This is a genomic window from Leptospira terpstrae serovar Hualin str. LT 11-33 = ATCC 700639 (assembly GCF_000332495.1).
In the GTDB taxonomy this organism is placed as follows: Bacteria; Spirochaetota; Leptospiria; order Leptospirales; family Leptospiraceae; genus Leptospira_A; species Leptospira_A terpstrae.
Window position 1 is genome coordinate 694,517 of the sequence record NZ_AOGW02000010.1, and the last position, 19,228, is coordinate 713,744.

14 protein-coding genes are annotated in these 19,228 nt (G+C 37.5%); 8 read left to right on the forward strand and 6 right to left on the reverse strand.

The window, feature by feature from the left end:
• The first annotated feature begins 607 nt into the window (after window positions 1-607).
• The 4 genes from LEP1GSC203_RS11740 (at window position 608) to LEP1GSC203_RS20000 (ending at window position 3,520) form a co-directional block, all read left to right on the forward strand.
• Complete coding sequence (locus LEP1GSC203_RS11740; RefSeq protein ID WP_039937805.1) at window positions 608-1,597, forward strand: PAS domain S-box protein; 990 nt, start codon at window positions 608-610, stop codon at window positions 1,595-1,597.
• A gap of 141 nt (window positions 1,598-1,738) precedes the next feature.
• Entirely contained in the window at window positions 1,739-2,554 is an 816-nt protein-coding gene (locus LEP1GSC203_RS11745) for a PhzF family phenazine biosynthesis protein (RefSeq protein ID WP_002974158.1), read from the forward strand.
• Window positions 2,555-2,944: 390 nt separating this feature from the next.
• Complete coding sequence (locus LEP1GSC203_RS19995) at window positions 2,945-3,271, forward strand: helix-turn-helix domain-containing protein (RefSeq protein WP_002974289.1); 327 nt, start codon at window positions 2,945-2,947, stop codon at window positions 3,269-3,271.
• Window positions 3,272-3,274: 3 nt separating this feature from the next.
• A complete protein-coding gene (locus tag LEP1GSC203_RS20000; RefSeq protein ID WP_232225876.1) occupies window positions 3,275-3,520 on the forward strand; it encodes a hypothetical protein in 246 nt (81 codons plus the stop codon).
• Here the strand turns inward: LEP1GSC203_RS20000 and LEP1GSC203_RS11760 are convergent.
• From LEP1GSC203_RS11760 to LEP1GSC203_RS11770, 3 genes are all read right to left on the reverse strand, one after another.
• A complete protein-coding gene (locus tag LEP1GSC203_RS11760; protein WP_002974129.1) occupies window positions 3,517-5,193 on the reverse strand; it encodes a methyl-accepting chemotaxis protein in 1,677 nt (558 codons plus the stop codon). The genes LEP1GSC203_RS20000 and LEP1GSC203_RS11760 overlap by 4 nt on opposite strands.
• A gap of 63 nt (window positions 5,194-5,256) precedes the next feature.
• Window positions 5,257-7,425 carry a CHASE2 domain-containing protein gene (locus tag LEP1GSC203_RS11765; RefSeq protein ID WP_002973906.1) on the reverse strand — a complete coding sequence of 723 codons (2,169 nt, stop codon included), beginning with the start codon at window positions 7,423-7,425 and terminating at the stop codon, window positions 5,257-5,259.
• Complete coding sequence (locus tag LEP1GSC203_RS11770; protein ID WP_002973785.1) at window positions 7,422-8,648, reverse strand: M48 family metalloprotease; 1,227 nt, start codon at window positions 8,646-8,648, stop codon at window positions 7,422-7,424. Before LEP1GSC203_RS11770 ends, LEP1GSC203_RS11765 begins: the two co-directional genes overlap by 4 nt.
• 99 nt (window positions 8,649-8,747) lie before the next feature.
• Between LEP1GSC203_RS11770 and LEP1GSC203_RS11775 the strand changes: the two genes are divergently transcribed.
• The 3 genes from LEP1GSC203_RS11775 to LEP1GSC203_RS11785 all read left to right on the forward strand — a co-directional run bounded on the left by LEP1GSC203_RS11775 (window position 8,748) and on the right by LEP1GSC203_RS11785 (window position 14,432).
• On the forward strand, window positions 8,748-10,286 hold the full coding sequence (locus LEP1GSC203_RS11775) for a hypothetical protein (RefSeq protein ID WP_002973672.1): 1,539 nt from the start codon (window positions 8,748-8,750) through the stop codon (window positions 10,284-10,286).
• 21 nt (window positions 10,287-10,307) lie between these two features.
• A complete protein-coding gene (locus tag LEP1GSC203_RS11780) occupies window positions 10,308-11,774 on the forward strand; it encodes an OmpP1/FadL family transporter (protein ID WP_002974429.1) in 1,467 nt (488 codons plus the stop codon).
• Between the two features lie 75 nt (window positions 11,775-11,849).
• Entirely contained in the window at window positions 11,850-14,432 is a 2,583-nt protein-coding gene (locus tag LEP1GSC203_RS11785) for a PAS domain-containing sensor histidine kinase (protein ID WP_232225877.1), read from the forward strand.
• Here the strand turns inward: LEP1GSC203_RS11785 and LEP1GSC203_RS11790 are convergent.
• Genes LEP1GSC203_RS11790 through LEP1GSC203_RS11800 form a run of 3 tightly spaced genes read right to left on the reverse strand, consistent with a single transcriptional unit; the run spans window position 14,424 to window position 18,471 of the window.
• On the reverse strand, window positions 14,424-15,323 hold the full coding sequence (locus tag LEP1GSC203_RS11790) for a patatin-like phospholipase family protein (RefSeq protein ID WP_002974442.1): 900 nt from the start codon (window positions 15,321-15,323) through the stop codon (window positions 14,424-14,426). The two genes, LEP1GSC203_RS11785 and LEP1GSC203_RS11790, sit on opposite strands and share 9 nt — an antisense overlap.
• Before the next feature lies 1 nt (window position 15,324).
• Window positions 15,325-16,557, reverse strand: coding sequence for a C40 family peptidase (locus tag LEP1GSC203_RS11795; RefSeq protein WP_039937954.1), 1,233 nt, complete (start codon window positions 16,555-16,557; stop codon window positions 15,325-15,327).
• A 39-nt stretch (window positions 16,558-16,596) separates the two neighbouring features.
• Window positions 16,597-18,471 (reverse strand): patatin-like phospholipase family protein, encoded by a 1,875-nt coding sequence (locus tag LEP1GSC203_RS11800; protein WP_039937956.1) that lies wholly within the window; start codon window positions 18,469-18,471, stop codon window positions 16,597-16,599.
• A 156-nt stretch (window positions 18,472-18,627) separates the two neighbouring features.
• Between LEP1GSC203_RS11800 and ruvA the strand changes: the two genes are divergently transcribed.
• Window positions 18,628-19,227, forward strand: coding sequence for a Holliday junction branch migration protein RuvA (gene ruvA, locus LEP1GSC203_RS11805; RefSeq protein WP_002974179.1), 600 nt, complete (start codon window positions 18,628-18,630; stop codon window positions 19,225-19,227).
• Window position 19,228: the final 1 nt, after the last annotated feature.

Here is a 19,228-nt window from a genome sequence, read left to right on the forward strand (position 1 = left end):
ATTCTTGAAAAATCGTCTGATCTGATTTATCAGGAGACTCTCTAATTTTCACTAAATAACAATTAAGAAAAGACTCACCTCGCCTCTCGGACGTCTTATCTATATCTTTTTGCTTACCACAACTAATTGTAATTAATGAAGCACAAACCAACATTGAAAATGCAAGATTCGACCAACTCATAAAAATACCTTTCCATTTAAAAATAATTTAAACACAAAACCAAATCTCCCTTCGCTCAAGGGTTTTGTACTTTCCCTTCAAAACGATTCACCTTCACATCCAAAAAATCAATAGATTCCGAAACAAAGCCGCAATAGAGAACTGTCAAAGGCAAAAGGAATCCTTGATAAATTTTTAAGTCGCCCCATTTACAATTTTGAAACGAAGTTTCTACATAGCCATAGTCGTGACGAGCGATATTATTTTTTACATTCTCTTTTTCAAGTGAACCTATACAAGTAAGAGTCAAAATTACTGAAAGTGACAATGCAAATAACCGAAGTCGAACCACCTAACCATAACACCATACGATGGAATTCTATCGCAATAGAAAATTGATTCTCTTTTTTGATTTACGCCAAAAAGGGGAATAAAAGCATATACTCAATGTTATTGAATCAATCGGTCAACTATGCTCAAATGGTTTTGGATAACTCTACCGATGCCATTGTACTAATGGGGCTTGATTATTCGGTTCTCGCATTCAATCAAAACCTACAAGATACCATAAAAGCCTACTCAGGAAAAATTATAAAAACTGGTGATGATTACCGTAAATTTGTGACAGAAACGGATAAAGAAGTTTTTTTCGAATTATTCCAAAATGCTCTTACAGGTGAGGGTGTCACCATAGAAAGACTAGCAAGTCTCAATGAATTTTCCATTTGGTATGAATACAAAATGAATCCTACTTTTAACAAGGAAAAGACTCTATTGGGAGTTTGCCTACGTGCCAAAAACATTGATGTCCGAAAGAAAATGGAAATTGCACTTTCGGAAAGTGAACAAAAATTTCGAAACTTAATAGAGTCCGCTCCAAACCCCATTCTTATCGTGGATCAAAAAGGTATGATTGTTCACTGCAATATCGAAACTGAAAATACATTTGGATTCAGAAAACAAGAACTCATTGGACAATCAGTAGAACTCCTTGTACCGCTGCAACATAGAGAAGGACATGATCGTTTGTTAGCAGGTTTTTTTCAAGCACCGAGGCCCATGCGAATTGGTAAAAACCAAATAACTTCTGCGATCAAAAAAGATGGAACTGAAATTTTTGTAGAAGTCAGTTTGAATGGATTTGTAGTTAACGATACAAATTATGTATCCGCAATCATTGTAGACATCACAGAAAAAGTATTAGCAGACAATAAAATCAAGAACCAAATCCATGAACTAAAGGAAATTGCAAGAATCCAATCTCATGAGATTAGAAGCCCACTTGCAAACATTTTAGGTCTCATTGAACTTTTGGACACAGAAATGCCAGAACAAACTACAAATGAAATATATTCCTATTTGCGTCAGTCAGCAAAAGAATTAGATAACTTAATTTGTGATATTGTAAAACGAACTGCCATTAGCCTCTCCAAATAACCAAATCCTTAGCCATGGTTCAAATTTCAAATTCTGTCTTAACTTAGTAACTTTCATTAATATTTGATAATTAATACTGTATACTTTCTATTTTTATAACTGTATACTAACTCTTTCATTTTTATCTGCTAAAATGATATTATGAATGAAACCATTTATATCGTGGATGCCTTTACTAACTCTCTATTTTCCGGAAACCCAGCGGCAGTTCTAGTTTTATCTAATTGGCCCAGTGAAGAATGGATGCAAAACATAGCAATGGAGAACAACCTTTCAGAAACTGCTTTTGTTGTAAAAAAAGAAAATCAATACCAAATTCGGTGGTTTACTCCTTCAGTGGAAGTGGATCTTTGTGGACATGCCACACTAGCTTCCGCCTTTATCTTAAAGAATCATTACGGAGAAAAAAGGGAGTCTTTTGAGTTCCATTCAAAATCCGGAATCCTTCCTGTTTTTATCAATGAAGATATAATTTATTTAAACTTTCCGACTTATCCAGAATTTCAAAAAAATAAATCTATAAATCCGAGGGAACTTGTTTCTGCATTAGGTAAGGAACCAAAAGAAATCTGGGAAGGAAAAGATACCATCTTTCTATTTTCCAATTCTTCCGATTTGATAGTCTTAGCACCAAATTTTTTCAAGTTAAGCGAATATCCAACAAATAGAGGTTATATTGCTCTTTGGATCAATGATACAAATAAGGAAAAAGTTGATTATGAATTTCGATTCTTTGGCCCTGGTCTTGGAATTCCCGAAGATCCCGCAACAGGTTCAGCCCATTGCAGTTTAGCTCCCTTTGTTTCCGAGAGATTAGGAAAAACAAAATTAACAAGCCAACAAAAATCAAAAAGGGGTGCTGAATTTTTAATCGAAGTCTTAGGAGAAAGGGTTTCCATAGGGGGAAGAGCAGTTTTGTATCTGAAAGGGGAAGTAGTTAAGCCAACTATGGATTAACACGCCAGCGATTGCAGCGGATATCCTTTCCGAAAGGAAAGATAGGAGCGTAAAGCGCGGTCGCCTCTTGGCGAGGCGCCCCAATCAAATCTTAAATCTGGAAAAAACTAACATCTCGTTTTAGATTGTTCGCTTGTTCGGAAAGTGCAGAACAAAGTTTGTCAATCTCACCAACAAACTGATTTAGGTATTCGGTTCCTTCTGAAATAGTGGCGATACTCTGAGAAAGTTCAAAGGACGTACGTGCTTGTTCTTCTGTGTTTTGTTCTATCTCAAGTGCGGACCGGTCTGTACTAGTTTCATCCCTTACAAATTGATCTCACAACATCCTTTACAAACAAGAATTTAATTCTTCGATTCAGAACACGATGTACACACCAGGAGTGTGTCATGGCTTGGAAGGAGACAAACGTGTTTGAAGAAAGAATGAAATTTGTTGTCGCTTGGAAACGTGGTGGGTGGTCTCTCACTGACCTTTGTCATGAATTCAATATCAGTAGAGTGACGGGGTATAAATATTTAAAGCAATACAAACTATATGGGATCGATGGGTTAAAAGACAAAAGCCGAAGACCGAAATACCATCCACACCAAACTCGAAAGAAAATCATTGAACTAATTTTACAAGAGAGAAAAGACCATCCCAGGTGGGGAGCAAGAAAACTCCTAGCATCACTCTCAGCTCGGTTTCATATGATTAGAAAGTATAACGTATAATGTATGCTATACGAAGTTATCATGATTGGAGAAATCAATGACATAGGGAATCTTCATATTGAAGGCCATCGGATCTTTCTATCTTCCGCGTTAGCAGATGAAGAAGTTGGTTTAGAGGAAATCTCGGACAGGCATGTAAAGATTCATTTTTATGGAGTTAGCCTTGGTGTGATCGATTTGTATACGGGAAAGTTGTTGCATTTTAAAAATCCAATGCAATCCTCATTACCGTCTGAATCAGGATTTTAATGCATCTTTATGTAAAGTATGTATTGAGACAAAACTGTAAAGGATGTACGAGTACACTCAGACCGAGTCAAATTACCGAATCCTTCTTTTACATCCTTTGCGATAAACATCTGTTTTTTGGTCATTTCAGAGGAAGTTTTGATTAGCTGGATTGTAGTTTCTACGGCCCCACCTATTTGTGAAAAAGTTTTTTCTGTATTGGAAACCGCCACCCTTCCCGATTTAGAAGCCTCATAGGCTTTATCTACGGCTTCCAAAATTCTTTTTGTATTTTGAAGTGTTTGTTCCCCCAGTTTTGAAATTTCGCTAGCGACAACAGCGAAACCTCGGCCGGCCTCACCTGCCCTTGCTGCTTCAATGGATGCATTCAAAGATAAAAGTCCAATTTTATCTGATATATCACTAATGACTTGGATTACATCTGCTGTATGTTCAACACTTGTTTCGATTTCTTCCATGGCAGACAAAGTAGAATGTAAAGCTGATTGTCCAGATAGAATTTCTTTTTCCATCCTTTGTGTTTCGGATTCGGTTCGTTCCATAGAAGAGTGAACATCAACTAACACAGACTCCATTTCAATAAGAGAATTTAAAGCGGCTCTTGTGATCTCATTTTGAGTTTTTGCGCCGGCAGCCGTAGAACGAATGCTTGCTGACATCTCTTCAATCCCTGCAGACATTTCTTCTGTCGAAGATGCCTGTTCCATCATAGCTTGGGAAAGACCTTGTGTTTGAGAGGCTATTACCTTGGAATCGTTACTCACACGTTCGGATTCTTTAATGACACCCGAAGTTATTTTACGAATGCTTTCGATAAAGGAATTAAGAGAAAGTGAACCATGACCCAGTTCGTCTATAGAAATCATAGGTACAGTTTCTCGAAGGTCGCCAGTGGCAAGGCTGGCATACCGTTTTACCATTTGGTCAGTGTTAGACTGTAATGCGCGGACAAAAAGAGAAGTTAAAACATAAATTGCGATACAAATAAAAATTGCCAACAAACCAATGGTAATGCCTGCATTTTGTAATCGGATGATACCTGTTACCTGAGATCCCAATAAATAACCAAGTGTTGTCACACTCATACTAAAAACAGCAAACATTGTAAAAAAAACACGAGGGAAAATTCCAATTTTAGGAATATCCTCAACTGCTAAAGACAAATTTTTTAGTTCCTGCTGAGATAATACTGGCGCTAATTTTAATTCAGTAAGAAAAAAATGAGAAACACCTAATACCGGATAAATGATCACTGGCAAAACCGCATAGGGAATAATTTCCACTAATGTAGGTGTAAAGAAAAAAAAGGTTACAAAAGCAGCAAAAGGAATTCCCAAAGACCACTGGATCAGGAAGTAACCTGAGTTATTTCGAGGAAACTTCAAAAGTTTGATTTTGATTTCTTGTTTTTCTTTTAGTGTTTTTTTGGAAAATACAGTCGATCTAGTTTCCAATATCAAGCTACGTAACCGAAAAAAACGAATTGTTGGAACAATATAGGATATTGTTAGCGAAATGGTCGCTCCCAATACCACTAAAACCGCCTTTTCAAAGTTATACTCCCCACCGGAAACTATAAATAATACGGCAATGGGAACCGCCAGAATGGATGTTAATAATTCTAAACCTAAAGTTAATTTCCAACAAATCGAGTTTGTTTCCTTTTCTTCCATACTGCATTTTCCTTTTCAAATCTTAGTTCGTTTTTTTTATATATTTATATTGAGAATTCTTTGTTATTTGGATGTTCTTGTAAAAACACCATCCCAATCCACAGCCGGTGGATTTTTAAATAGAGACTGACAACGACTGATAAGAAGTTTACTGCTTTTATCATCATACCCATAAATTTTTGAAACTTTTTCGAAACTAACAATGGCCTTTTCCCATTCTCGGTTTAAATAGAACTGAAATCCTTCATCATACATTCTTTCTGCTTCCAAAACTTGAGGGGAGAGATCGGAGACCAAACTAACTAAGCTATAAATCTTTACGGGGGCTTCCTTGCCTTTGACTCGTATCCAATCTAAGAATCGAAAATGAAATTCTCCGTTACAAAGAGACTCAATACTTTCAGAAACAAGAATAGAAACACCATAGTCTTTTGCCGCTGCTTCTAACCTCGCACTTAAATTTACGGTATCTCCCATCATTGTGTAAGAGGCAAGACTGTCAGTACCCATAAAACCAACCTTAGCTGGTCCACAATTCAATCCGATACGGAAGGTCATATTTCTGGCCGTTTCCGTATAATCCATTTTTTCTTTCCAATTCGACCTTAGAACTTCCAATTCGGTAACCATCTCTAGTGCCGTTTTACAAGCAAGTCTTGGATGTTCTTTATTTTGAATGGGAGCTCCAAAAATTCCAACTATGGCATCTCCGATGTATTTATCCAAAGTACCTGAATTAGATTTTAGAATTTTTGTCATTGCAGATAAATATTCATTTAGTAATCGTGCAAGGTCACTTGCACTTAGTTCTTCACTAATAGAAGAAAAACCAGCCACATCAGAAAAAAATGCAGTAATCTCCCACTCTCCACCTTTTTTTAAGGAGTCCATATCTTCTAATGCTTCACTCACAACTCCAGGATCGACTAAATTCCGAAGTATGCTGTTGAACTTTCTTTTTTCCTTTCCTTCTGTATAGGTTAGGTATGCAAATCCCAATAAATAAGAAATGGGAAATGCAATCACAAAGGAAGAGCTGGCTAAAACTAAATCCAATCGATACAAAAAATAAAACAAACCAACAAACATTGATATGGCAAAAATAGGATAAATATTTTTTAATAGATGCCACTGGTTGATAAAAAGGACAAATACTCCAATAACAAGAATTAAGAAAGTAAAGCCCATTCCAACAATTTCTGGAAGTTCTCGCAACATATGTCCTTCCAACAAATTCGAAGCAAATACTGCCTGACCAATCACTCCCGGAAAAAGTCCATGAGGAGTGACCACATCATCGTGAGTGGAAGCTGCAGAAGTTCCAATCAAAACAATTTTGTTTTCAAACACGCTAGGTGGTACAAGCAGTTTTTCAGGATCTTCTACTTCGCTAGAATTGAGCTGGTTTAATGATTCAATAATTCCTGCAGCAGAATACCGAGGTATATTTCTTAACTCATCTTCGGTGTAAAAATAAGCACGGACGAGACCATCTTTTCCTAAAGGCACTTCTCTTTTTGTTTTTTCTTTTTGGATCCACAAACGACCTTCTTTCCATTCCGTTTCGTAAGGTTTTCCTGCTACAAATGCTTGTAATGCGAGAGTAGGAAAATTTCTGTTTTTCCAGCGAATGAATGGAGTGAACCTACGAAGAATCCCATCACTGTCTGGGATTACATTGACCACATGGATCATGGGAGCCGTTTCCCCTACTTCACCAATAGGAAAAGATGCATTTTCATACCGAGGAAATGGAATTTCTTCGGGAAGTGGAACATTAAATTTTTGGCCCAGGTCTTCTTGACCTTTTCGGGGAACCACAATTCCTCCATCGCGAAAATTAGCAGCATGAGAGATTTCACCTAAACTGAGATTCGCAGCCACTAAAGCTTCATCGTAATCTGACCTTTCAGTAAACATAATATCGATAATCGTAACTTTAGGTGCTGTAATCAGTTTCGTATAACCAATTAACGTTGGATATACGGTTCGCTTCCAGGGCCACTGACCAAGTTCTGGATGGTCAGCATATTTTGCGATACTCTGTTCGTCTATATCGATGATAACAATATCTTTTGATAAACTATGATGGGAAGGGAGCAAATGAAATAAGGAATCTGATAACTTTCGATTTAACGTTTGCGAAAAACCGAATAAAGATAATAATCCAATGATGATCGCAGGTACGATCACCATAAGGAAAAATGGTACAAAGAATTTTTTCTGTTTCATGGTTTTAATTTGGATTTAAATTCGCTCCAACGATCTTTGATTAGAGGCGATTGATCGCTCACAGAAGAAGATTCATAGAATACCAATTTTGCAATACGAATGGTAGTGTCTGGATGCGTTTTTTTAAATGATTCCGTGCCTTCCGACTTGGACAATGTATTCAAATAACTAGAAAGACCAATTGGTGTATAACCAGCTTGGCTTGTCAGCGCAACTGCAGCTTCGTCGGCTTCCAATTCTAATTTCATATCTCGCCCTGTTTCAAATAATTGTTTTTCCATTTCATCTAAAACAGCGGAAGTAGCTGCATTCACAACCTCCACACCGGGTGGCGATAATAAACTAGATAAAATATCCAAATATACATTCGACTGCTTAAACTCACCGTTGTGAAACAGTACAATATGTCCGATTTCATGTCCAATGATTCCCGCAAGTTCTGATTCAGTTTGAATTTTTTTCAAACTCCCGGTAGTGATGAATACAAAACCACCCGGGCAAGCAAATGCATTGATTTCAGGAGACTGAATGATTCCCACCCGAAAACTCAAATCCTTTCTTGAAGAAACGGAGGCAATGCGAGTTGCCACTCCATTCAAGTAAGAAGTAAATTCTCCATCTCTGACTAAGGGGTATTTTTTTAATAACCTTGCCGCAAGGGAACGTCCCATTTTTACTTCCGCTTTTGTCTCTTTTGAAACTTCTAAACTGGAACCAGAAGAAAAGAAATTTAGAATATTTACATTTTCTAATTTAACAACTTCCTCATTTGCAATTACGGACGGAACGTCGGATGGAATTGATTCAAGCCAACGTAAAGACTCAAAATCATACAGGTCTCCTTCCCCACGGACTCTCATTTTTTGTGTTTCTGAAAGCCCTCGTGCTGCCGCAGTTTTTGTAAAATCAGAAGCTCTTTGTCTGGCCACGACTGCCTCAGAGGAATTGGAAGTGACTCCCAATTTGATTTGGCTACCCGGAGGCAAAGGCGACACAAATAGTTTGGAAACCCAACCTAAATTCTCCCTGGACCGCACCTGAACAAACAGACCCTGCTCTCCAATAGGTGATAGTACTTCCCCCATTGCCAATGGAAATCCATCTGCACTTAGCTTCGGTTGGGAAAGAAGTTTTGCCTTTGTGCTTTGTACGTATACATTGCCCTTGGCAACAAGTGATTGTGCTAATAAAAGTAACAAAACGGTTTGAGATAGTGCTCTCATTCAAGAAATTATGTTTAGAGTGAATGGTTTGGAAACTCTTTTTTTACTTGTAGACTTTAGAATTGACATTTCCTTTCACACTCATGAAATGAACGCGTGATGAATCATCTATTTCTAATATTCTTTCTTGTTTTCTTTGCATTGATTGGTTGTAAAAAAGAAAAAGATGAGAGTAATTCTTTAGAAGCATTGGTGTCTCGTTTTCTTGTTAGAAACCTTCTAAGCTCCAGTATCAATTCTGAACTTCCTTCTAATCTAAGTGTAGCCGTTCCTCGTTCGATTCGCAAACCATCCTCTGGACTCGGTGCTTCCGTTCGAAAAGTACCCAAATCAATTAAATCTATTGTTAGCTCCAAAGGAATTGCACAAGATACCTTTGATTATGGATTTACGGGACAAGCTTTCCTTACAGAAGGAACATCCATTGTCTCCGAAATTCTTCGCGATTCCAAAAGAGATTTAGTCCTTGTGAGTGGTGCTTATGGAACTGCAAAATCAAATCCTGGAGTTTGTATTCCTGGAGGGACATCAACAGTAAGAATCACTCAAACAATGGAAAATGAGTTTCTAACGGGAATTGAACGTTTGGGACTTAGTCCAGAAGAAGCACGCGGAGAACTTGTTAGTTTACAAAACGAAGGAATCCTACCTTTTATAGGTCAGGCGGTTCCTACTCCGGCTATGGTGTACCGAACCTTATCCAATAACGAATATGATGTTGAAATCGAATATTCTTTTGCGGAATCTATAGGAACCCCACAACCTTGCCCAGCGAACAATCGTTTCCAAAAAAGCATTAAATTCAAATCAGACAAAACAAAAATTTTTAGTTCCATCACTCGCTCTTTGAAAGTATTTGGAATTTCTCTGAGTGTGGAAGCATCAATTACCTATATCACTCAAGAGGGAAAAAAAGATAAAGCCATCTTAAACATAAAACAAGTCACTACTGGTTCCGGAAGTACAGACAAATCTACCACTCGGTTTACTTTTGAGGAATGTGAAAACGATACCAATTCCAATGCAAACAATTGTGTTACTTTAAGTTACAGCAATGTTTATGATACAACCGCAGGAGACAAAATCACTACTTCTGTAAAAGGAAAATCCAATGATTTCGGTGGTTATGTGACCACAGAGTATATAGACAATGCAAATCAGGAAGAATATTACCTAGAAGAGACTTATAATGCCAATGGAGACACTGAGTATTTTGCAGTAGATTATTATGATATAGCCACTCCTGCAAACGATGAATACGAAGAACTAGGATACTTTGACTATGATATCTACGGTCAGTTTTATGAAACAGGTGCCAACGCTTACCAATTTGAATGGGATGCCTTTGTCGACTTTGCGATTGCATTGCCAGGTGGTAATATTGGTGTGGATGCAGGTTTTGTTGAATACGATGCTTATGTGATTATGCCAAATGGTGTAGATCCCAACACCTATCCCGACGAATACATTGGTTGGGGAGAATTTTTTAATAATGTCAACAGCGGTGGTCCTGTTTATTATATAGATTTTTATGGGACTGCTGACCAAATTCCATCTGCTGATGTTTATCGATACTTTATCGATTCGAATGGAAATGAACAATACACTCTTGTAGGAAATACAGTCGTACAAATTTAAAAAATTTAATTGAAACCAAATATGTTAGAAACAAAACAATTTAGAATTTATTTCCTATTCCTATTAATTTTCCTTTTCGGACCTGGTTCTTTATTTTCTTCAGAACCTTTTCATAATATCCAAGGATTTTATGGAGAACGTGCTGCAGGACTTGGTGGTGCATTCACAGCCATAGCCGATGACCCTTCAGGAGCTTATTACAATCCGGCAGGACTTGGCTTTACTCACAATGATGGAATTTCCATTTCTGCAAGTAACTTCAAAGACATTAAAAGAAGTTATATCAATATTGATACACCAGGCCAAGTATACAACCAAACCCACCAAGGTTTTGATCCCAACTTCATTGGATTGTTAAAAAACTTTGATCGTTGGAAATTTGCCTTTTCTATTGTAAATACTTACAACTACTCTTACAACCGAGTGGATCAGGTCAACTACCCCTTAGTATCACCTTCTATCAACTCTACAAGAAATTATACAAAAGAAAGATACAACCAACTCCTTGTGGGACCAAGTGCCGCCTATTCACTCTCCGACAAACTTTCGATTGGTGCTACCTTGTATTATATGAATGACACGAAAGAAGTGTCCAGGACTCAGTTCCAACAATTTTCTGACTTAAGTTATGTTATGCGTTCCTACGTAGACAATAGAAGAACATCAGCAATTATGCCTGTTCTCGGTATCCAATACCAACCCATTCAAAAAGTTTCACTCGGCATGAGTTACAGACGAATTTTTGTGATGGGTGGGAATAGACTTTATAATGAAGTTTATGCAGATTCCACAAGAAGGCCAGGTTCTTCTGCCATAGATTTTATTGAAGGAACTGGAGATGGAGCCTCCGCCATTGAATCGGGAGTCCTAACCCAAAGACCGAAACTCACCACTTCCATTCCACAAACATCGGAGTTACGATTCGGAATTGCATTTTTTCCTACATCCAGGTTTCTCGCATCCTTTGATATGATCCATACAACTGCATACAAATCACACAGAAATCAGGATGAAATCAGCGCATTTGGTCGCAGAGTTACTTATACGATCAATGATACGGAAGTTCGTGAATTAACCAGAGCATCCACAACAAATTTTGCTGCAGGAATGGAATATTATCTAGCAGACACATTTTCTGTGTTAGCTGGGATTTACACAAACGAACCAAATACAAAACCAATTTCCTGGACAGAGTCTGCCGTCGATTTATACTTACAAAACATTTTTGGAAATCAAGTGCAAATGAATTCTGGTGACGCAAGTGTAATCTACAAAGTGGCACGTTCTGGAACCAATCCAAGAAACGAATATTCCAGAAACAAAGGTTTAAGTTTAGGATTTTCATGGGCAACTTCCAAGTCTTCCGTTTCAGTCACTTATATTAGAGAAGTGGGAAATGGGAACTCTCGTATAGATCCAAATTCATTATCCCAAACTTTTGAATACAGTGCTCACTCAGTGTATATCATGGTTAGCTCTAGAAATTAATTTATATTTTACTTGTAGTTTCTACATCCATGTCCTATCTTTCTGCAGATGGGATTGGAACTTACAGACCAAATATTGATCCATACAATTCTGGAACAATCGGTCAATGCCATTGTGATTACCGATTTAGAAGGAATCCTACAATATGTAAATCCATCTTTTGTCTCTCTTTGGGGATACAATCATTCCAGTGAAATTGTTGGCAAAGATGCAGCCGAATTCCTCGAAGATACAATAAAAGCAAAGCAGATCCTTTCCGAACTAAAAACCGGTTCCCGTTGGGAGGGCGAATTATGTGCAAAAAGAAAAAATGGTTCTAGTTTTGAAATTCAAGTAAGTGCTTATAGTTCCAAAGATAAACAGGGAAACACCACTTACCTACTTGCAACTTTTGCGGACCAAACCAAATCCAAAGAACTGGAACGATATGCAAAAGAACGAGAAATTTACTTTTCACAAATTTTAGATTCCATCACTGATTTGGTTTTTTGTAAAAATCAAAAACTACAAGTCACTTACGTAAATAAAGCATGTGCGGATTTTTATGGCCTATCGAAACAGGAACTCATAGGAATCCAAGATGTATCCTACAACGAAGAAGAATTCACAAAAGCTTACAATGCAGAAGACCGAAAAGTTTTTGAAACAGGTGAAACAAGTTACGTGAGAAGAGAACCAAACCTTGGCTCTCGTGGGATTACAAAAATTTTAGAAACAGTTAAAAATCCAATCCTAGATGGTAATGGCAAAATCAAAGAAATTGTCGGTGTTTCTCGAGATATTACGGAAACTCTAGCTTTAGAAGACCGCCTTCGTTTGGTGACAGAAATCACTTCTGATTATATTTACACAGCAAAGATTGAAAATGGAGATATTATCGCAGAATGGAGTTCTAAAGATTTAGCCACTACCTCGGGTTATTCCATAGAAGAAATAGGAAAGTTAGGTGGCTGGTTTAACGTGATCCTAAAAGAGGATATCTCCATTATTGCTCTCCGGATGGGACAGATTTTGAAGGGAGAAACAGGTGTGATTGAATACCGCATCCGTACAAAATCCGGAAAAATCAAATGGTTACGCGATTATACGAAACCCATAATGGATGAAAATGGTATTGTTATTTCCGTCATTGGTGCCGCTAAAGACATTACGATGGAAAAGGAAACAGAATTAAAATTCCAAATCAGTAGCCAAAGATACCAAGCGGCAATGAATTCTGCCTTAGAAGCCATTTACTTTTTAGAAACCTCAAAAAACAAAGAAGGCGATATCATAGACTTTATCATTTCCGATGTGAACAAAAAAGCAGAGGAACAACTCGGAATGAAAAAAGAAGATTTGTTAGGTAAAGGGATCTGCCAACTTTTTCCAGTCAACCTTGAAAATGGTTTTTTCGATGACTACAAAAAAGTTGTAGAAACAAACATTCCCATGGAACAAGAATTCCAAATCCCGGGCAATTACAGAGCCCCTGGTTATTATTTCCACCAAGTCATACCAACTAACGATGGAATTGTGATACAAACGAGAGATATCTCTGACAGAAAAAGAATGGAAGAATTACTTCTTCGAACAAACCGACTAGCAAAGGTGGGAAGTTTTGATTACGATCTAATAGAAAAACAAATTACTCTTTCGCAAGTAGCCACAGAAATTCTTGTACAAACATCAAAACAAATCAAAAATGTGGACTTAAGTTTTTTTGGATCCAAAGAATTTGGCCCCATTCTAAAACAAAAAGAAATTCACTGCATCCAAACTAAAGAAACCTTTGATTTGGAATGTTTAGTAAAAATAAGTTCAGGCAATGAATTTTGGATTCGGATCATTGCCACACCGAAGTTTTCAGAAGAAACCTGTGTCGGATTCTACGGCGCCATCCAAAACATTCATGACGAAAAACTGATCCAAGAATCCTTATTTGACAAAGAGACTTTACTCCTCACAAAAAATCGAGAGTTAGAATCCTTGATCCAAGTAACAAACAAACAGAACGAAAGACTAAAAGAATATACTTACATTACTTCTCATAATCTACGAGCACCTATCGCCAACTTAATGAGCCTTACTGCCATGTTAAAAGAAAACCCAGCCAATACTGAACTTCTGGGTCTTATTGAGTCCTCGTCTTATCAACTGGACCAAATCATTCGTAACTTAAACGAATTATTGAATATTGAAAAAGATACAAAAGAACTTCCTAAATCAAATATTTTGATAAAAGAAAGTATCGAAGCTCAGATTCTAGTATTAAAAAATGGAGCAGATCGGGAAATAGAATTCACAAACAATTTACCAGAAGGTATGAAGCTTCTCGGTTTCCAGGCCTATTTCGATAGCATCATCAACAATATTCTCACCAATGCAATCAAATACTCGAAACCAGACGAGGTTTGCAAAATCTCAATTGCTTATGAAGAATCAAAAGAATTCTTGAAGATCGCCATAGTGGACAATGGACTTGGCATCGATTTGAATCGCCATGGTCACAAACTGTTCAAAATGAACTTCCGATTACGCCAGGACATCGATGGAAAAGGTATGGGATTATTCCTTGCAAAACACCAAATTGAATCCATGAACGGTTCAATTGAAGTCACAAGTGTTCTTGGGAATGGCTCCACTTTTTTCCTAACCTTTCCTAAAAACCTAATTTGAACGGCTTTTGACAGTAAAGGAGAGTTTGGCATCTTCATACCCTTGTTGTAAAAGTATTTCTGCCTGGTCTTTTTTGAAATTCAATATACTACCTAAACCTAACATTTGCTTGGGTGCGATGACAGAAATATTGGCATGATTGAATTGTGTTCGTAAACCTAGGAAAAAATTTTCGATCGATGTGAGTCCTTTCATCACTGCTTTTCTGTATTCCAAACCCTGTTCTACACTTCTGTAAGAACCAAGTAGATACAATTCAAACAATCGTTCTAAGGCTTCGTCTTTTGTTTCCGGAGCTTCCATCATTGGTGTTCCCCCCACAGGTGAAAGAAGAACTACAACAATTTCAGAAGCTTCATGTGTTAAGGCAGGAAGGATCGGAGTGTTTGCCATCACTCCCCCATCCCAGTAAGGTTCTCCATCAATCATCTGCCATGGAAACACCATCGGAATCGCAGAGGAAGCTAAGATATGTTCAATTTGTAAATGGGGATTTTCGAAAAACTTTAACTCTGATGTTAAAATGTTCACAGCAGATATGATAACTTTAGTTTTTGATTCATTGAGAGTAGTAAAATCTAAGTTCTCATGAATGAATTTTTTTAATGGATAGGTTTCCACAAGCGGATAGTATTTTCTTCGGAAAAGTCCCTTTAACATATTCCAAATAGAATAACGCATGATATTTTTTTGATTGAGCCTAAGCCATAATTCGGATAATTTACTCGAATTCATTCCTGCACCAATGGCACATGCATTAATCGCACCTACCGATGTTCCACAAATGATATCCGGTTTCCAATGGATATCTTCTAAATACCGCAAAACACCTGCTTGGTAAGCACCTCTGGCACCACCTCCCGATAAAACAAGAGCTCTTTTTTTACCCATTTTAGTTTCCTCCTGTAAAAATGTCGCGACCCGTTACGTATCTTTCCTTCCACCACTTTTCATTTAAGGACTGGATGACAACTCCACGGCTTGTTGAGGCATGAATAAAATTTCCATTCTCTAAAACCATTCCTACATGTGTGATTTTGTTTGTGTTTGAAGAAGCTGAAAAAAATACCAAATTGCCGATCTGTTGTTTTTCTCTCGTGACTGATTTTCCTATTTGAGCTTGGTCTCTGGCAGACCTTGGAATCATCCGTTCATTCATTCCAATCTTTGGATCAGTAAGAATCGATTTTGTAAGTCCAGAACAATCCACACCGCGTTTGGAATAACCTCCATAAAGATAGGGAGTTCCAATCCATTGGCGACCGACAGTATCCACTAACTTACGTTTGTCCTTTTCTCCACTACTTATGGGTGGAAGATTATTTTGTTCTTCTAAAAATATTAAGTTAGGGTCTAACTTTGGTCTTTCTTTCGTGACCCAATCCCCTTGTTCATTCCAGATGATTTCTGTTCGTCTTTCTGATTTTTGAAAATCTTCCTTAAGCTTTGCAGGTGCTAACAATGCAATTGTATCCGCCTTTACCATTTCCCAATGTTTTTCTTCTATCTTCAGTTTTTCACTGGCAAACCATTCATTAAAAAATTTTATCCGTTTTTCTTCTGTTAAGTTTTGAATCTGTTTAGGCAATACTGATTCCAATCGTTTTAGAGTAACACCAGGATTTTCTTCCTTTTTCCTAGAAAGAAGAACCAAACGACCAGAAACAAAAACAGAAGCTCCACTCCATTGTTTTAATTTTGCAATACGAAGGATTTCTGAAACGGTATCGTCGGGAAGTTTTGAAGCGGCCATTTCCTTAAAAAACTTACCTAAATACGGAATGTCTTTTTTACTTGGTTTGGTTGTGATAAAATAAGGAATTAATTCTTCTGTTTCTTCCCAAGTGAATCCATAATCGGAAAGGATCACAAACCTTTCTACTTCTTCAGCAAATTCAGGAGCAGGCATAGATTCAATTGCCGCCCATACACGTAAAGATTTTACGATCTCTTTTACAGAGGTATCATTTGCCCGGTCTCCCAAACGTTTACGAATCTCATTTCGGATCAGAAGGGATTCTTGTTTGTTATACACAGACTCAACTAACGAATCTAAGTTTTGTGCAGATAGGGAATTTGCAACAAGTAAGAAAAGAGAAAAAGCCACTAACGGAAAAACAGCCATACGAAAAACAAACATACTTTGTATGATAGTCGATTGTATTTATTGTAAAGTAGGATTTAGAAATTTCTCTCGACTCCGAATGATTTTATCAATGGAAGAAATATAACCTAATTCAATCAATCGTTCATAAGCAAACCAATCCAGTAGACCGAAGTTATTGGTGGGAATTTGTAAAAACAAATCAGAAATTTTTTCTGTTTGGCGTATCCTATCCCTACTTGAGGCAAGGATGGACCTGATGATGATATCTCCAATAGGTGGAAACTTAGGCCGAAGGATTTCATTGAAATTAATTAAGTTTGTAATTTGTGTCAAAGGATTTGTCATTACCCCGGGATTTGTTTTATCAAAATAGGCACAAAGTTCTTTATCTTGGTCAGGATAAATATCTCCAAAGACATCTACAGAAATCACCTTTCCTACTCCTCGTTCTTTTAAAGCAATTCCAGGAACATTGTCCAATACCCCTCCGTCAACATAGACAACTCCATCATCAATTAAGGGGGGAACAATTCCTGGAATGGAAGTACTGGCACGAATGGCCTTCCACAAATCCCCTTTATCATGGACATGAATTTCAGAATGGGATAAGTCCGTCGAAATAGAGTAATAGGGAATCCATAAATCTTCTATTTGAATAGTACCAAAAAACTGACGAATAGCTTCTGTATACTTTTTTCCCGTTGTTAAGGAAAGAACGGGAACCGTATATTCATTTAACAGGTCTTTTGTGACCCAAAAGGCTTTTGCTTTTTCTTTACTTCCACTACTAGTTTCTCCCATAGCAATGAGTGCAGCAAAAATAGAGCCCGCACTGGTTCCAGAAACCATATCAATGGGAATTTGATTTTCTTCTAAAGCAGAAAGAACTCCTAAATGTGCAAAACCTTTGGCACCTCCTCCTCCGAGTGCAAGTCCGATTGATTTACCGAGTAAACCACGTCCAAGTCTTTCCCAAGTATCAAGCCGATCAAAATGCACATGGAAATGACGATTGAATTTTCTTTTTTGCAAATGCCGAATGGTTCCGGGAACCACAGCCACTGGGTCTGGTTGAAGAAGGACCAAAACTTGCGTTCGATTCTTCAATTGTTTTTGAATCAAAAGGGATTCTAGGTGGATACAATCTGGTGCATCGTTTGCATCTTTAATAAACAGAAGTGAATCGGATTGGCGCAAAGCACGCTCTGTCCAAGTTGAAATAGATTTGTTATCATCTAAAAGATAAAATACAAAATCATACTCAGCTTCTAACTGTGAAAAAAAACGGATGATCCAAGGTTCCCTTTCCACTTCATCTAACGATTGCAATTCAGTTGTTCTTTCTAAAAAAATCGTTTCATCTATAACACAAAATGATCCATACCGAAGGAGTACAAGGCCAATTCGGTGAATGATTTCATCTAAAGTTTCTTTGGGAAATGAACTGAGAATAGAAAATGTTTTAGGAACTGGAACAAATCCTTTGCTATCCGTTTTGGCATGGGCCAAACGTTCCGCTATGATTTTTGTGATTTGTAAAAGACTATCGGGGTATTTTAAAAGTATGGAGAGAGCTACCTCTCTTGGAACTCGAATGAGTTCTGAATCTCGAATGGCTTTTACAGTTGCCGAACGTTTTTCTCCTGTGAATAAACTAAGCTCTCCTATGATATCAAGTCGTTTGAATTCTCCGACATCACGCACAGTCCCATCCGCTGCACGTTTTTCATACCGAAGTTTACCTGCTGCAAGTATGTATAAATCACTTCCTTCGGAGTTTTCCTCAAACAAAACCTCACCACCCGCTAAAAATTCCCTGACTGTATTTTCCTTCATTTCGCGAAGTACAGTATGAGGTAAATTTTTGAAAAGGTCTGCCAAAGTCAGATACTGTGCCAATGCAGGATGTTTGGAGATTCGAATACGTTTCACTCCTTTTGTTTTACTAAATAAATCAAAAAACACAACCTCCTTTTCTTTTTTTCAATTCACATTCACTCAATCAAAGATAGAAAGCAAGTGGTATCAAAACAAAAGAGTTGTCGCCAAACGGATGGGATCCTAAAGATTGGAAGTGGAACGGATACGATGATTGCAAGTTTACGCGGAAAATTAATTCAACTAGAAATGGACCATCTTGTCCTAGATGTAGCCGGTGTTGGTTATGAAGTTCACATCCCTTTTCCCTTACATTTAGAATGTAAAGAGAAAATGAAAGAAGAGATCTTTTTACATATATTTCACTCCATCACAGACAGGGGGGAAAGGCTTTTTGGATTTTCCACAAGAAAGGATAGAGAACTTTTCCAACTCATCAAATCACTCCATGGGATTGGTGAGTTAACGGCACTTAAAATCTTATCCTTTTTCCAAGCAGATGATTTGTACAAAATTGCGAAAGAAGATGACCGCAAGACTTTGGAAAAAATTCCCAAGGTCAAAGGCAAAACTTCAGAAAAAATTCTTTTTGAAATCAAACAAAACTTAAAAAAACTAGAAATGTTTCTAAATGATGAATCTACAAAAACAGATTCAGAAGATAGAGAAACAGACTTGGCCACTCTTGCCCTCATCCAACTTGGTTTTGATGAAAAAACAGCCACAAAACAAGTAGCAGACGCCAAGAAACTGAACCCCGGTTATACGGCTTCAGAAATAGTAAAACAAGTCATTACAGGAACCAGGTAGT

Coding starts and splice junctions, on each gene's coding strand:
- LEP1GSC203_RS19995 (WP_002974289.1), top strand. CDS start 2,945: ATGGCTTGGAAGGAGACAAACGTGTTTGAAGAAAGAATGAAATTTGTT.
- LEP1GSC203_RS11740 (WP_039937805.1), top strand. CDS start 608: ATGTTATTGAATCAATCGGTCAACTATGCTCAAATGGTTTTGGATAAC.
- LEP1GSC203_RS11795 (WP_039937954.1), bottom strand. CDS start 16,557: ATGGCTGTTTTTCCGTTAGTGGCTTTTTCTCTTTTCTTACTTGTTGCA.
- LEP1GSC203_RS11790 (WP_002974442.1), bottom strand. CDS start 15,323: ATGGGTAAAAAAAGAGCTCTTGTTTTATCGGGAGGTGGTGCCAGAGGT.
- LEP1GSC203_RS11760 (WP_002974129.1), bottom strand. CDS start 5,193: ATGGAAGAAAAGGAAACAAACTCGATTTGTTGGAAATTAACTTTAGGT.
- LEP1GSC203_RS11765 (WP_002973906.1), bottom strand. CDS start 7,425: ATGAAACAGAAAAAATTCTTTGTACCATTTTTCCTTATGGTGATCGTA.
- ruvA (WP_002974179.1), top strand. CDS start 18,628: ATGATTGCAAGTTTACGCGGAAAATTAATTCAACTAGAAATGGACCAT.
- LEP1GSC203_RS11745 (WP_002974158.1), top strand. CDS start 1,739: ATGAATGAAACCATTTATATCGTGGATGCCTTTACTAACTCTCTATTT.
- LEP1GSC203_RS11770 (WP_002973785.1), bottom strand. CDS start 8,648: ATGAGAGCACTATCTCAAACCGTTTTGTTACTTTTATTAGCACAATCA.
- LEP1GSC203_RS11775 (WP_002973672.1), top strand. CDS start 8,748: ATGAATCATCTATTTCTAATATTCTTTCTTGTTTTCTTTGCATTGATT.
- LEP1GSC203_RS11780 (WP_002974429.1), top strand. CDS start 10,308: ATGTTAGAAACAAAACAATTTAGAATTTATTTCCTATTCCTATTAATT.
- LEP1GSC203_RS20000 (WP_232225876.1), top strand. CDS start 3,275: ATGCTATACGAAGTTATCATGATTGGAGAAATCAATGACATAGGGAAT.